Annotated in this window: 12 protein-coding genes; 10 read left to right on the forward strand and 2 right to left on the reverse strand. The window is 33.9% G+C overall.

The features are described 5' to 3' along the window. The first annotated feature begins 102 nt into the window (after window positions 1-102). From ACZ0AH_RS22395 to ACZ0AH_RS22425, 7 genes are all read left to right on the forward strand, one after another. Window positions 103-2,880 carry a 2-oxoglutarate dehydrogenase E1 component gene (locus ACZ0AH_RS22395; RefSeq protein WP_463477943.1) on the forward strand — a complete coding sequence of 926 codons (2,778 nt, stop codon included), beginning with the start codon at window positions 103-105 and terminating at the stop codon, window positions 2,878-2,880. Between the two features lie 78 nt (window positions 2,881-2,958). After that, window positions 2,959-4,209, forward strand: coding sequence for a 2-oxoglutarate dehydrogenase complex dihydrolipoyllysine-residue succinyltransferase (odhB, locus tag ACZ0AH_RS22400; protein WP_463477944.1), 1,251 nt, complete (start codon window positions 2,959-2,961; stop codon window positions 4,207-4,209). Between the two features lie 214 nt (window positions 4,210-4,423). Next, complete coding sequence (locus ACZ0AH_RS22405; protein ID WP_463477945.1) at window positions 4,424-6,889, forward strand: TonB-dependent siderophore receptor; 2,466 nt, start codon at window positions 4,424-4,426, stop codon at window positions 6,887-6,889. Window positions 6,890-6,952: 63 nt separating this feature from the next. Then, on the forward strand, window positions 6,953-7,288 hold the full coding sequence (locus tag ACZ0AH_RS22410; RefSeq protein ID WP_463477946.1) for a hypothetical protein: 336 nt from the start codon (window positions 6,953-6,955) through the stop codon (window positions 7,286-7,288). 18 nt (window positions 7,289-7,306) lie between these two features. Then, window positions 7,307-7,609: a hypothetical protein gene (locus ACZ0AH_RS22415; RefSeq protein WP_463477947.1), complete on the forward strand. Its 303-nt coding sequence runs from the start codon at window positions 7,307-7,309 to the stop codon at window positions 7,607-7,609. Window positions 7,610-7,616: 7 nt separating this feature from the next. Beyond that, the gene (locus ACZ0AH_RS22420; RefSeq protein WP_463477948.1) at window positions 7,617-9,170 is read left to right on the forward strand and encodes a PepSY-associated TM helix domain-containing protein; all 1,554 of its coding nucleotides are present in this window, start codon (window positions 7,617-7,619) and stop codon (window positions 9,168-9,170) included. A 60-nt stretch (window positions 9,171-9,230) separates the two neighbouring features. Further along, complete coding sequence (locus ACZ0AH_RS22425; protein WP_463477949.1) at window positions 9,231-10,346, forward strand: PepSY-associated TM helix domain-containing protein; 1,116 nt, start codon at window positions 9,231-9,233, stop codon at window positions 10,344-10,346. Window positions 10,347-10,393: 47 nt separating this feature from the next. Here ACZ0AH_RS22425 and ACZ0AH_RS22430 read toward each other — a convergent pair whose 3' ends face one another. Continuing rightward, window positions 10,394-10,741, reverse strand: a complete 348-nt coding sequence (locus tag ACZ0AH_RS22430) for a toxin-antitoxin system YwqK family antitoxin (protein ID WP_463477950.1) — start codon at window positions 10,739-10,741, stop codon at window positions 10,394-10,396. A 208-nt stretch (window positions 10,742-10,949) separates the two neighbouring features. Continuing rightward, a complete protein-coding gene (locus tag ACZ0AH_RS22435) occupies window positions 10,950-11,945 on the reverse strand; it encodes a TlpA family protein disulfide reductase (protein ID WP_463477951.1) in 996 nt (331 codons plus the stop codon). Between the two features lie 234 nt (window positions 11,946-12,179). Here ACZ0AH_RS22435 and aspS point away from each other — a divergent pair, with 234 nt between their 5' ends. The 3 genes from aspS (at window position 12,180) to ACZ0AH_RS22450 (ending at window position 15,119) form a co-directional block, all read left to right on the forward strand. Beyond that, on the forward strand, window positions 12,180-13,931 hold the full coding sequence (gene aspS / locus ACZ0AH_RS22440; RefSeq protein ID WP_463477952.1) for an aspartate--tRNA ligase: 1,752 nt from the start codon (window positions 12,180-12,182) through the stop codon (window positions 13,929-13,931). Between the two features lie 385 nt (window positions 13,932-14,316). Then, window positions 14,317-14,511: a cold-shock protein gene (locus tag ACZ0AH_RS22445; RefSeq protein WP_007137066.1), complete on the forward strand. Its 195-nt coding sequence runs from the start codon at window positions 14,317-14,319 to the stop codon at window positions 14,509-14,511. Window positions 14,512-14,753: 242 nt separating this feature from the next. Beyond that, window positions 14,754-15,119, forward strand: coding sequence for an NADH-quinone oxidoreductase subunit A (locus ACZ0AH_RS22450; RefSeq protein WP_463477953.1), 366 nt, complete (start codon window positions 14,754-14,756; stop codon window positions 15,117-15,119). Window positions 15,120-15,165 lie beyond the last annotated feature (46 nt).

Genomic DNA, 15,165 nt, shown 5'->3' on the forward strand with positions numbered 1-15,165 from the left:
TTAACAAATTTTTACGTAAAAGTACGTAAAAAAAGGATTTAAATAAATGCGATTGTTGTACTTTTGCCATTCTATTTAACAAAAAGTATATTCACTAATATTATGGATAGGTTTTCATTTTTAAATGCAGCGCATACAGAGTTTTTCGCACAATTATATGATCAGTATTTAGTAAATCCAGACAGCGTTGAGCCTAGCTGGAGAAGTTTTTTTCAAGGTTTTGACTTTGGACAAACGACTTATAATGACGAAAATCCAGTTCAACGGATTGTTGAATATGTGACTAACGACAACGCAGATTGTAGTCTGGTTTCTGATAAACTACAAAAAGAATTCAATGTATTAAAGTTAATCGATGCTTACCGTACACGCGGACATTTGTTTACAAAAACAAATCCGGTTCGTGATCGCAGAACATCTTCTCCAACTTTAGATATCGAAAATTTCGGGTTAACAACTGCTGATCTTTCAACGGTTTTTGATGCTGCTCAGGCTATCGGAGTAGGACCTTCATCTTTACAGGACATTGTAACGCGTCTTAAATCTATTTATTGCCAGCATATTGGTATTGAATATATGTACATCAGAAATCCTGGTGTTGTAAAATGGATTCAGGATAAACTGGCTATCAATGTTAATCAGCCAAATTTCTCTTCTGAAGAAAAGAAAACGATCTTAAATAAATTAAATCAGGCGGTTTCTTTCGAGAATTTCCTTCATACCAAATATGTAGGTCAAAAAAGATTCTCATTAGAAGGTGGAGAATCTATCATTCCGGCTTTAGATGCTTTGATCGAACAAGCTGCTGAAAAAGGTGTTGAACAATTCGTAATGGGAATGGCTCACCGTGGCCGTTTGAACGTTTTGGCAAACATCTTTGGCAAATCTACTCAGGATATTTTTGGTGAGTTTGATGGTAAAGATTACGATCAGGAATATTTTGATGGTGACGTAAAATACCACTTAGGTCTTACTGCCGACAAAAAAACAAGAACAGGAAAAAATATCAATATCAATTTAGCACCAAACCCTTCGCACTTAGAAACGGTTGGAGCTGTAATTGAAGGAATCACAAGAGCAAAACAAGAGAAATATTATCCAAATGATTTTTCTAAAGTATTGCCAATTGCCGTTCACGGAGATGCTGCAATCGCAGGTCAGGGAATTTTGTATGAAATTATTCAAATGTCATTGCTTGACGGATACAAAACCGGCGGAACAATTCATATTGTAATTAATAATCAGGTTGGTTTTACAACTAACTATTTAGATGCTCGTTCCTCTACTTATTGTACAGATGTTGCCAAAGTAACACTTTCGCCAGTATTACACGTAAATGCTGATGACGCTGAAGCTGTTGTACACGCAGTATCTTTTGCATTAGACTACAGAATGCAATTTGGCCGTGACGTATTTATTGATTTATTAGGATATAGAAAATACGGTCATAACGAAGGTGATGAGCCTCGTTTTACACAGCCAGTTTTATATAAAATCATCGCAAAACATAAAAATCCAAGAGATATTTATGCTGAAAAATTATTGTCAGACGGCGTAATTGATGCATCTTATGTAAATGCTTTAGAAAAAGAATACAAATCTACAATGGAGGAGAATTTAGAAGCTTCCCGTAAAAAAGATTTGACTATTATAACGCCATTCATGAAAAACGAATGGGACGGATTTGTTCAGGTAACTGATAAGCAAATGTTGGAAAACGTAGATACTTCTTATCCTAAAGAAGGTCTTACTCAAATTGCAACTGCGATTTCTAACTTACCGGAAGACAAACAATTTATTAGTAAAATTCAAAAATTAATCAACGACAGAAAAACAATGTTCTTCGATACCAATTTATTAGATTGGGGAATGGCAGAACATTTGGCTTACGGATCATTACTGCAAGAAGGATATGATATTCGTATTTCAGGACAAGATGTTGAGCGTGGTACTTTCTCTCACCGTCATGCTGTTGTAAAAGTGGAAGATTCTGAAGAAGAAGTAATCCTTATTAATAACCTTGAAGGCAAAAAAGGTAATTTCAATATCTACAACTCATTATTATCAGAATACGGAGTTTTAGGTTTTGATTACGGATATGCATTAGCGTCTCCAAATGCCTTAACAATCTGGGAAGCCCAATTTGGAGATTTCTCTAATGGAGCTCAAATTATGCTTGACCAATATATTTCATGTGGAGAAGATAAATGGAACAACCAAAATGGTATTGTTTTATTATTGCCTCACGGATATGAAGGACAAGGTGCTGAACACTCATCTGCAAGAATGGAACGTTACTTACAACTTTGTGCAAGACAAAATATGTATGTTGCAGATTGTACAACGCCGGCAAACTTCTTCCACTTGTTGAGAAGACAAATGAAAACGAAGTTCCGTAAACCACTTATTGTATTTACTCCAAAAAGTTTATTACGTGATCCAAGATGTGTATCTACAGTTGAAGAACTTGAAAAAGGAAGCTTCCAGGAAACTATCGATGACAATGCAGTAGACAAAAAAGCAGTAAAAACATTAGTTTTCGTTACTGGTAAATTCTATTATGATATCGTTGCAGAAAGAGAAAACAACGGAAGAAAAGACGTTGCGGTTGTTCGTATTGAGCAATTATTCCCTTTTCCAGTAGAGCAATTAAAAGCAATTATCGCACAATATCCAAATGCTGATGATTATGTTTGGGCTCAGGAAGAACCTAAGAACATGGGAGCTTACAGCTTTATGTTAATGAACTTTGATCTTGTAAAATGGAGATTAGCTTCGTTAAAAGCTTATGCTGCACCTGCATCAGGAAGTTACACACGTGCAAAACGCCGTCATGCAGATGCAATTAGAATGGTTTTCGATAAAAATTTATTCAGATAAAAAAAAATGTTTCAAGTTTGAAGTTTCAGGTTTAACCAATGAAACTTTAAACCATACAAACCTTAAACAAAAACAAAGATGATTTTAGAAATGAAAGTCCCATCACCAGGGGAATCAATAAAAGAAGTTGAAATTGCAACTTGGTTAGTAAAAGACGGAGATTATGTAGAAAAAGATCAAGCTATTGCTGAAGTTGATTCAGACAAAGCAACTCTTGAATTACCAGCAGAAGCAAGCGGAACAATTACGCTAAAAGCAGAAGAAGGTGATGCAGTAGCAGTAGGAGCTGTAGTTTGTTTAATTGATACAAGTGCAGCAAAACCTTCAGGGTCTGCTCCGGCAGCACCTGCAGCTGAAGCGCCAAAAGCAGAAGCACCTAAGGCAGAAGTAAAAGCTGAGGCTCCAAAAGCAGCACCAGCTCCGGTTGCAGCGCCTGCAGCAACATCTTATGCATCTGGAACTCCATCTCCTGCAGCAAGAAAAATATTAGACGAAAAAAATATAGCACCAGCAACTATTTCAGGAACTGGTAAAGACGGAAGAATCACGAAAGAAGATGCTGTAAATGCAGTACCTTCAATGGGAACTCCAACTGGTGGAAGCCGTGGAACTGAGCGTACAAAATTATCAATGTTACGTCGTAAAGTAGCAGAGAGATTAGTAGCTGCTAAAAACGAAACTGCAATGTTAACGACTTTTAATGAAGTTAACATGACGCCAATCAACTTGATTCGTAACGAATATAAAGATGCTTTCAAAGCAAAACATGGTGGTCTTGGTTTAGGTTACATGTCTTTCTTTACAAAAGCAGTTACAAGAGCTTTACAATTATATCCAGATGTTAACTCAATGATGGATGGTGATTATAAAATAGCATACGATTTCGCAGATATCTCAATCGCGGTTTCAGGACCAAAAGGTTTGATGGTTCCTGTAGTTCGTAATGCTGAACTTTTAACTTTCCGCGGAATTGAAGCTGAAATTAAAAGATTAGCACTTAGAGCTCGTGACGGTCAAATTACTGTAGATGATATGACTGGTGGAACTTTTACAATTACGAATGGTGGTGTTTTTGGAAGTATGTTAAGTACGCCAATTATCAATCCTCCTCAATCAGGAATTTTAGGAATGCACAATATTATTGAGCGTCCAATTGCTGTAAACGGTAAAGTTGAAATTCACCCAATGATGTATGTTGCGCTTTCTTACGATCACAGAATTATCGACGGACGTGAGTCTGTTGGTTTCCTGGTTGCTGTAAAAGAAGCTTTAGAAAATCCGGTAGAATTATTGATGAACGGCGATGCTAAACGTGCTTTAGAATTGTAACTGTAATCATTTTCGCATTAATACAAAACCTGTTCATTAGTTTGAACAGGTTTTTTTATGCAAAATTTGCTTAAGATTTGCTTAAGATGTTAATTTTTTAAAGAAATGTGAATTTTACCTTTTAAAAAATATTTTATTTAGAATAAATAAGAATAGCTTGTTTTGTTATTGTTCAAAACTTAAATTTGCACTATTAAAATCAATTCTAAATAAGATGAAATATAAAATTACAATTTCTTTTTTAAGTTTTTGCTTTTTTCTGTTAGCGAGTATCTCAATTTCTGCACAAGAAAAAGCAACCCTGAAAGGTAAAATAACTTTAAACAACAATGAATCACCTGAAGGTATTTCTATTGCTTTAAAAGGAACACGATTTGGAACAATAACAGATCAGGACGGTAACTACAAAATTAAAAATATTAAACCGGGAACTTATACTTTAAAAGTTACTGCTGTTGGTTATACAACTACTGAGAAAAAAATAACGCTTACTGAAGGTCAGGAGTTAACTGAAAATTCAAATCTTATTTCAAATTCAGAAGAATTAACTGAAATCGTGGTGAATGGTCGTAAAAACCACTTTGTTCGTAAAGAAACCCGACAAGTGGCAAAATTACCGCTTAAAAATCTTGAAAACCCACAATCTTATACTACCATTACAGGAGAATTACTAAAAGAACAAGTAGTTACTAATTTTGATGATGCTTTAAAAAATGCATCTGGTATTACACCACTTTGGGCTGCAACAGGACGTGCCGGAGACGGAGCTGCCTACTATTCCTTAAGAGGATTTCCAGTTCAGCCAACAATGGTGAATGGTTTGCCTGGTTTAACAAACGGAAGTCTGGATCCGGCAAATATTGAAAGAATTGAAATCATCAGAGGTCCATCCGGAACTTTATTTGGAAGCAGCTTAATCTCTTACGGAGGATTAATCAATACCACTACAAAAAGACCTTACAAATCATTTGGAGGTGAATTAAATTACACGGTTGGAAGCTACGGTTTACAAAGAGTTACTGCAGATCTTAACCTGCCATTAAACGATCAAAAAACGTTAAACTTTAGAGTTAATTCCGCATACAACAAACAAGATAGTTTTCAGGATGCTGGTTTTAGAGAATCATTTTTTATTGCTCCCTCATTATCTTATGAAGTAAACGACAGATTATCATTTTTAGTGAATACTGAGTTTATGAGCAACGAATCTACAAACCCAACGATGTTGTTTTTGGATAGAGGTGCTCCATTAAGAGTTCATAATATTAATGAGTTAAAATATGATAACGAACGTTCTTATACCAGTAATGAACTTACTATGAAGACACCTTCTTATAATATTCAGGCTCAAATGTTTTATAAACTTTCAGAACAATGGACTTCACAAACTATATTTTCTACAAGTTCAGCAAAATCTAAAGGAAACTATACGTATCTGTATGAAGGAACACAATATACTCCAATTACAAACGGAATCGTATTGTCCCGATATTTTACAGATCAGGACAATCAAAATCTAACGACTGATATTCAACAAAATTTTAATGGCGATTTTAAAATTGGAAGTTTAAGAAACAGAATCGTTGTAGGTTTTGATTATTTCAAAAGAACTGCTACAGATCATAGTTCAGGATACTTTGGAAATGGCGCTATTTATATAGGAGATGATTTGGCCTCTTTCAACGCCTATGTTGGAAAAAATACAAACGGTGATACCGGAAATTTAACAAAAGCCGGATCTGATGCAATTGTTGCAGGTACACCAAGAAATAACAATAATACGAAACAAGAAACTTATAGCGCTTACGCTTCTGATGTAATCAACTTTACTCCAGGATTATCTGCTATGTTAAGTTTGCGTGCTGACCGTTTTATGAATGCTAAAAATGACGGATATAACCAAACTGCTTTTTCTCCAAAATTTGGTTTAGTGTATCAGCCAATTCTGGATAAAGTTTCGATTTTCGCCAATTACATGAACGGATTCGTTAACGTTGCTCCGGGACAAAACCGTACCGCAACTATTGTAACACCGGTAATACTTAGTCCTGAACATGCAGATCAGTTTGAGGTAGGAACAAAATTGAATCTTTTTAAAGACAAACTTTACGCTACTTTTAGCTATTATGATATTAAGGTTTCTGACCAGACTTATGTGGTAGAAACTCCTTATGTAGATCCTGCAAACCCAACTGTTCCTCAGCCAAATAATCAGACTACTTATCAGGATGGAGCTCAAAAAAATAAAGGTTTTGAAGCAGAATTTGTTGCAAACCCAATTAGCGGTTTAAACATTGTTTTGGGATACAGTTATAATGATGCCGTTTTAACAAAAGGAGATCCTGACTTTGTAAACCACAGATCTGAAAATGCAGGACCTAGAAACCTTGCAAACCTTTGGGCTAGCTACAAAGTTACCGACGGTTTATTAAGAGGTTTTGGTTTAGGTTTTGGAGGAAATTATGTTGGTGATAATATGATCATGAACAGAACGGTTGCGGGAACTTTTACAATTCCTGAATACACAGTTCTTAACTCATCTTTGTTTTACAGTGCTGAAAAATTTACAGTTACACTTAAATTAAACAACATTGCAAATAAGGAAATCTACGATGGCTGGTCAACAATTCATCCAAAAGATCCAAGATCTTTAATAGCAAGTTTCTCTTATAGATTCTAATAAAAATAACAAAAACACCTTTCTCTAATGTATTGAAAGGTGTTTTTTAAATTCTATTAAATTATGATAACAATAGCCAGTCTCATCGTTTTTTTAGCATTTTATACTTTGTATTATACGTCAAAAAGAGCTGCTTTATCTTATGATTTAGGTTTTGAAAAATGGATGAAAAAAAATCCAAAACAAACCAAAATTACCGGATTAGGTCTTTTGCTGACAGCATATACTTTATGGCTTTTTACACAATCATTAGGTTGCGGCACGCTGATGTTTTTTATTCAGCTAATGACTATTGGCAGTTTGATTATCATTTTAAAACCATTAAAAAAAATAAGCAATAAAGCCATTATTGCCCTTTTTATAATCGTTGCCTTATTAGAATTTTATTACAACTACTAACTTATTTCTAACCAAAATATGCCAGCAAATCCTAAATATTTAACCCAATCAAAATGGCAGCGTTTTGCCAAAATTACTGCGGCTATTCTTGGCGGCTATTTTGTTTCTGTTACTTTTCATCTGGCATTGGCTTCGTGGTTGAATCGTGCAAATGTATTAATGACGATGGCTTTTAGTGGTTTTATTCTTTGGGTTGCACTTATGGTTGTTGCATTTTTAGCAAAAAGCGGATGGAAAATCTGGGGTTTTTATATCCTTCTCACATTACTTTTTTGCCTCTTTATTTATCTTGGCCAAACCTATAATCAAACGGCGCAATAACGAACCTATGAATAACCGTAATTATAATATCTATTTTCACACACATACCGTTAGCGGAATTGTGATTAGTGTAGTGCTTTTTGTGATTTTTTTTGCAGGATCTTTTTCTTTTTTCAGAGATGAAATCATCAATTGGGAAAGAAGTGAATCCGCTCCTGTTTCAAAAGAAATACAATTAGACTATAATTCGACATTAAAGAAACTGGATAAAGAATACGTTTTACACGGAAGAAATATTACGATTTCTAAACCCGGTAATGAAAGAAGAGTTGCCGTTTATCTTGAAGCTACAAAAGATACTTTGGCTCAGGCCAAACAAAAAGAAGGAACATTTTTTTATTTAGATACTAAAAACTTCAAAACCTTTACTTATGAAGAATCGTATTCGTTAGGTGAATTTTTATACCGCTTGCATTTCCTGGCTCAAATCCCTTATCCTGTTGGTTATTATCTTTCCGGGTTTACAGCCTTATTCTTTTTATTTGCGATTGTAACCGGACTTTTACTGCATTGGAAAAAAATTGTTTCTAATTTTTATGTTTTCCGTCCAAAGGAAAAATTAAAAACATTGTGGACAGATGCCCACACGTCATTAGGAATGATTGGTTTGCCTTTTCAGTTTGTTTATGCGGTAACCGGAGCATTTTTTATGATTAAACTGTTAATTGTTGCTCCAGCTGTAATGGCATTATATAAAGGCGATCAGGATAAATTGTACAAGGAATTAGAATACAACGATCCCGATTATAAATTTGATAATAAAAAATTAGCAACACCTTTTAATATCGATCAATTGGTTGCAAAAGCAAAAAGCAATTGGTCAGATTTTGAAATTACACGCGTTTTTATCCAAAATTATGGCGATACGAATATGCACGTTTTGGTTGAAGGAGAATTATTGAGCGACAAAAAATTTACCGGAATTGGAAAAATCGTTTACCGAATTGCTGACGGAAAAGAAATCGCAAGAAAAAACCCCGTTACGCAAAATAATTATTTGGACATTGTTAAAAATGTGCTTTACAGAATACACTTTGGAGATTACGGCGGATATGCTTTAAAAATCGTGAGTTTTATTTTAGGAATTATTACTTGTTTTGTCATCATTTCGGGTGTTATGATTTGGCTTGTCGCCAGACAAAAAAATAATATGCCCGAAAAGAAAAGACGTTTTAATGCAGCAGTTGTTCGTATTTATTTAGCCATTTGCTTAAGCATGTATCCTGTTACGGCACTTGCTTTTATTGCTGTTAAAATATTTTATCCGCTAACTCAGGATAATCTATATCTGGTTTATTTTGGTGTTTGGCTCTTATTAATACTATTCTTTATCATCAAAAAGAATGACAATTTCACGAACAAATTCTGTTTAATATCCGGAAGCATTCTAGGGTTTTTGATTCCGGTTACAAACGGAATAATTTCCGGAAATTGGTTTTGGAGTTCGTTTATGCAAAACAAAACTCAGGTATTTTTTATTGATGTTTTCTGGATTGCTTTGGCTTCGATAACACTTTATGTTGCGTATTCCTTAAAATCTAAAAAAGTGATTACTTCTTAAAAATAATTTAAATAATTTGCCCCCTCTTGATTAAAGGTTACTTTTGCCTTTTATTCGAAAATGAGGTTCAAAAAAAAAATACGTTTTCTACATAAATGGCTCGGATTAATTTCCGGGCTTATTGTTTTTATAATCAGTATCACGGGTTGCATTTTTTGTTTTCATGACGAAATAAAAGACATTACCCGAAAAGAATGGCGTTTGGTCGAACCTCAAAACAAACCCTTCATTTTACCATCCGTTTTACAGGAAAAAGCCAAAGAAATTGCTCCAAAAAATAAAGCAAGCATGGTTTCGTATTACGGAAAAAATCGATCTGCAATAGTTTACACCTATTCTGACACAGAAAATTTATACCTCTATTTTAATCCGTACACGGGAAAATATTTAAAAACTGAAAATCCCGAAACTGACTTTTTTATCATTGTTGAATACATTCATTTGTATTTGCTTCTTCCGGATTATATTGGAAAACATATTATTGGCGGCGCCACAATCATTTTTATTTTGTTGCTTATTTCGGGAATTATTCAGTGGTGGCCAAAACGAAAGCATGATATCAAAAGAAGTTTCACCGTAAAATGGTCTGCAAAATGGCGTCGCGTAAATTATGACTGGCACAATACCTCAGGATTTTACATTTCGATTATTGCTCTTATTTTTGCAATTACTGGTCTGACTTTTACTTATGAATGGGTTGGAGACGGGATCTACAAAACCTTCAACTTTGGAGGAGATAAAACTGCCGAAACAAAAGCGCCTGTAATCGATACTACGAAATTCACGAATAATTCAGTTGTTGCTATTGATCGTGCTTTTATCGAAACCATGAAACTTCAGCCAAAAGCCGAAATGATTTTTGTGACTTATCCACAGCAAAAAGGCGATATTATTAACACCGGAGCATATCCGCACACTTTAAGATACGATCATCAAAGCAATTATTATTTTCATCCAAAAGACGGAAAATTAATTCAGAGCCAGACTTTTGATAAAAAAAGTTTAGGCTTGCAGGTTGTCGAAATGAATTATGGAATTCATACTGGACAAATTCTGGATTTACCCGGAAAAATTATTGCCTTTATCGTCAGTTTAATTGCGGCAGCTTTGCCCGTAACAGGTTTCTTAATTTGGTATGGAAGAAGAAAAAAGGCCTGCAAAAAAATAAAGACATAAAAAAACCGCTCAATAAAAAGCGGTTCTTTTAATTAACTGAAATTGTATTAATTTCTATTTGCTAAAGCATTTTTTTGTAAATTTTTAACTGAGGCAATTTTGCTGTTTTCATAAGCAACTTCGCAAAGATTTTTTTCATTGAAGAAAACCCATTTACCAGTTTTCAATCCGTCTGTGTACTCTCCTACGGCAACTTTATTTCCTTTTTCATCATACGATACCCAAACGCCGTCTAGTTTACCATCTTTAAAAAAGCCTTCTTGCTGTACATTACCATTTGCATAGTAATAAGTAGCTTTTACTTTGTTTCCAACAGCTTCTAATTCAGGATTTACTTCTTGTGCAACTAAAATTCCAGAGAACAATATTGCAACTAAAATTACACACTTTTTCATATTTTTGGTTTTAATGTTATCAAATCGTTATCAAATATAGTTAAATGTTTACATTAAACAAACTTTTACTTAACAATTTGGTAACATTGAATAAAAACTTAACATTGGAAATGTATCTAAAACAAAAAAACCAACGCCGAAGCATTGGTTTTACTGGTATTATATAAAAAAATTAATTTACGATAACGTTGTAAATTTCGTAAATAATTTAGTTCAATAACGAATCTAATTGTGTTTGAAGTTCTGGATATGAAGGTCTTGCTGCATCAGCATTAACAACATTTCCTTTTGGATCAATTAAAATAAAACGCGGAATTCCGGTTACACCATAACTGGTTACAAACTCAGATTCCCAATCTTTATCAGCGAATAATTGCGTTCCGCCCAAGTTTTTATCAGTCACAAATTTTTTCCATTTTTCGTTGTCCTTTAGTTTATCAATAGAAATACTTACGAACTCAATGTTTTTGCCGTGATATTTTTCTTCAATTTTTTGCAGGTAAGGAATCTCTGCTCTACAAGGCGCGCACCATGTTGCCCAAAGATCGATATAAACATATTTACCTTTTAAGTCCGCCAGTTTAGTTTTGCCGCCTTTAAAGTTTTCATAATCAAATTCAGGCGAAGCTTTACCAACCAGTTTATTAGCTTTTACAGCTCTCTCATATTCTTCTGCAGCATATTGATTCGCACTTTCAAAATTACGTGTAATAGCTGCTTTAAATTCTGGATCAAAATCTCCTTTTGCTAAACTTTCAGCATCTGATTTTTTCTTTTGTTCTAATAAACTTGCAAACTCAGCCGGTTCTTTTGTAAAAGCTTCGTTTTGAAATTTTTCATCTTTTAAAGCTTGTTGGGCAAGAAAATTACTTTCATTCACCCCTTTTCCTTTATAGACAATAGTTTCATCAAACTCTTTGGCATTCATGGTTAAGTTTACATCAGAATCTGGTTTTAAATATAAACGAGAAGATTCAGTACCATCAGAAAAAACATAAAATCCTTTTGGCGCATCAAAATTAGCAGCAAAAATCTCTTTTTTATTAATTGGAATAACCTGTTTAAAATTATCCTTTCCTTTAATGACTAAAGTATCGCTATTTCTATTTTCGATTTTAGCCGTAAATTTAATTTGATTTTTGGCTTGACCTATGACATTCAAAGCGCTAAAAATCAACAGACCAGTTACAAAAAGTTTGTTCATATAAATTATAATTTGTTTTTAGTGATTCAAATCTAAAGAAATTAGAGCTGCAAAATTTAAGAATTAACAAAATATTTCAATTTGTTAAATAGAATATTGCCACTTTGTAATCCGTATTGCATTTAAAGTCAGAATTTGATGCCATAAAACGATATTTTTCTTTTACAGTAAATTCTAACTTTAAATGGTATAATTTGAATTTTGTGTTTACTTTTGCAGTCTAAAATTTTGATCATGTATAGAAGTCATAATTGTGGCGAATTGAACGCCTCAAATATTAATACGGAAGTTACACTAGCGGGTTGGGTTCAAAAATCACGCGATAAAGGATTTATGAATTGGGTTGATTTACGCGACCGTTACGGAATTACACAACTTATTTTCGACGAAAGCCGTACTGATAAAACTGTTTTTGAATTAGCAAAAACGCTTGGTAGAGAATTCGTAATTCAGGTAAAAGGAACTGTAATTGAGCGTGAAGCCAAAAACAAAAATATTCCAACTGGTGAAATCGAAATTTTAGTTACTGAATTAACGATTTTAAATGCTGCATTAACGCCTCCTTTTACTATAGAAGATGAAACGGATGGTGGAGAAGATATCCGAATGAAATACCGTTATTTAGATATTAGAAGAAATCCTGTAAAAAACAGCTTGCTTTTTCGTCATAAAGTCGCAATGGAAGTTCGTAAATATTTATCTGATTTAGATTTTTGCGAAGTTGAAACACCTTATTTAATCAAATCGACTCCGGAAGGCGCAAGGGATTTCGTTGTACCAAGCCGTATGAACGAAGGACAATTTTATGCGTTGCCACAATCGCCACAAACTTTCAAACAATTATTGATGGTGGGCGGAATGGATAAATATTTTCAGATTGTAAAATGTTTCCGTGACGAAGATTTACGTGCAGACCGTCAGCCTGAGTTTACACAAATCGATTGTGAAATGGCATTTGTGGAACAAGAAGATATTTTGAATGTTTTTGAAGGACTGACCAGACATTTACTAAAAGAAATTAAAGGTGTAGAAGTAGACAAATTCCCTAGAATTACCTACGATTATGCCATGAAAACATACGGAAATGACAAACCGGACATTCGTTTTGGAATGGAATTTGGCGAGTTGAACGAATTTGCACAACACAAAGATTTTCCGGTATTCAATGCTGCTGAATTAGTAGTAGGAATTGCTGTTCCGGGAGCAGGAAATTATACCCGTAAAGAAATTGACGGATTAATTGACTGGGTAAAACGTCCGCAAGTTGGCGCATCAGGAATGGTGTATTCAAAATGTAATGACGACGGAACTTTTAAATCATCTGTAGATAAATTCTACGATCAGGACGATTTAGCACAATGGGCAAAAATTACAGGAGCAAAACCTGGCGATATGATTTTTGTACTTTCTGGTCCTGCTAATAAAACACGCGCGCAGCTTTCTGCACTTCGTATGGAATTGGCAACCCGATTAGGATTGCGTAAACCGGAAGAATTTGCTCCGTTATGGGTTGTAGATTTTCCTTTATTAGAACTTGACGAAGAAACAGGCCGTTATCATGCCATGCACCACCCATTTACATCTCCAAAACCGGAAGACATGCAATTATTGGAAACAGAACCTGGAAAAGTTCGTGCCAATGCTTATGATATGGTCCTTAACGGAAATGAAATTGGCGGAGGTTCTATTCGTATTCACGATAAGGCAACACAACAACTAATGTTTAAATATTTAGGCTTTACGGAAGAAGAAGCAAAAGCACAATTTGGTTTCTTAATGGATGCTTTTCAGTTTGGGGCACCACCTCATGGAGGTTTAGCTTTTGGTCTGGACAGATTGGTTGCTATTTTAGGAGGTCAGGAAACAATTAGAGATTTTATTGCATTTCCTAAAAATAATTCAGGACGTGATGTTATGATCGATGCTCCTGCAAAAATTGATGATGCACAATTAAAAGAATTACACATCAAATTAGATACGATATAATTCTTATAAATTAAAAACATAAAACGGCAGCTAATAAGATTTAGCTGCCGTTTTTTTATACTTTTTCTTCTGGTCTGAATGTTAAAAAAATGAGACCTAAAAATGCGAAGCCAGTAAACACAAGTATTCTCTCACAGAAACTCATATTTACAGAACAGGTTTGGCATAATATACAAATTTTTTGTAAACTATAAGCTACTTTTTTAACTTTTTATTCTTACAATTAATGATTCTCAAATAAAGTACTTCTGTATCAAAATTGATGCAATATAAATAGCGAAAACACTGTGAATCAATAATTTTTACAAAAAATTAACACCTTATTGTCTTTTGTATGAATTTATATATTACATTTGCTTCATTATAAATTATTATTACAATTACAATGCGTACAGGTACAGTAAAATTTTTCAATGAGTCTAAAGGTTATGGATTCATTACAGACGAAGAAACAGGAAAAGATATCTTCGTTCACGCTTCAGGAATTAACGCGGAAGAATTACGCGAAGGTGACCGTGTAAGCTACGAAGAAGAAGAAGGAAGAAAAGGGAAAGTTGCTGCTAAAGTAGCAGTAATCTAAGAAAAATATAGCAATTTATTTTTTTTGCCTCTGAATGGTTTAAAAACGTTTCGATTTATTTCGAAACGTTTTTTTTTGCTCAAATCTTAAAAAAATATTAAAATATCACAATCTTATTTATAATCAATAAAAATTAGACACAAACGCCGTTTCATAGTCCACTTAAATCATTTTTTAGCTTGTGATTTACAGAGTTGAAAGTTATCTTTGTGGCTTATTCTTTAAGTAAAAAACCTAAGTTTATGCAATCTGATCAATACAGTTACATTCCTATTTTAATGCAAGCAATTTTAGCTATTGGTTTTGTGGTAGGAACAATCATTATTTCCGGAAAATTAGGACCAAAAAGAAACTCTGAAGTTAAAGACAAAAACTTTGAGTGTGGTATCGAATCTGTTGGTAATGCCCGTATTCCTTTTTCAGTAAAATACTTTTTAGTGGCGATCTTATTTGTATTGTTTGATGTAGAGGTTATTTTCCTCTATCCTTGGGCAGTAAACTTTAAAGAACTGGGAATAGAAGGAATGCTAAAGATGATTGTATTTATGGCATTGCTTTTAGTTGGCTTTTTCTACATCATCAAGAAAAAAGCATTAGACTGGGAATAACAATTTATGATTTGAGATTTCAGTTTTTAGATTTCTCAAATTCAAA

It is taken from the genome of Flavobacterium sp. AC105, from assembly GCF_979258495.1.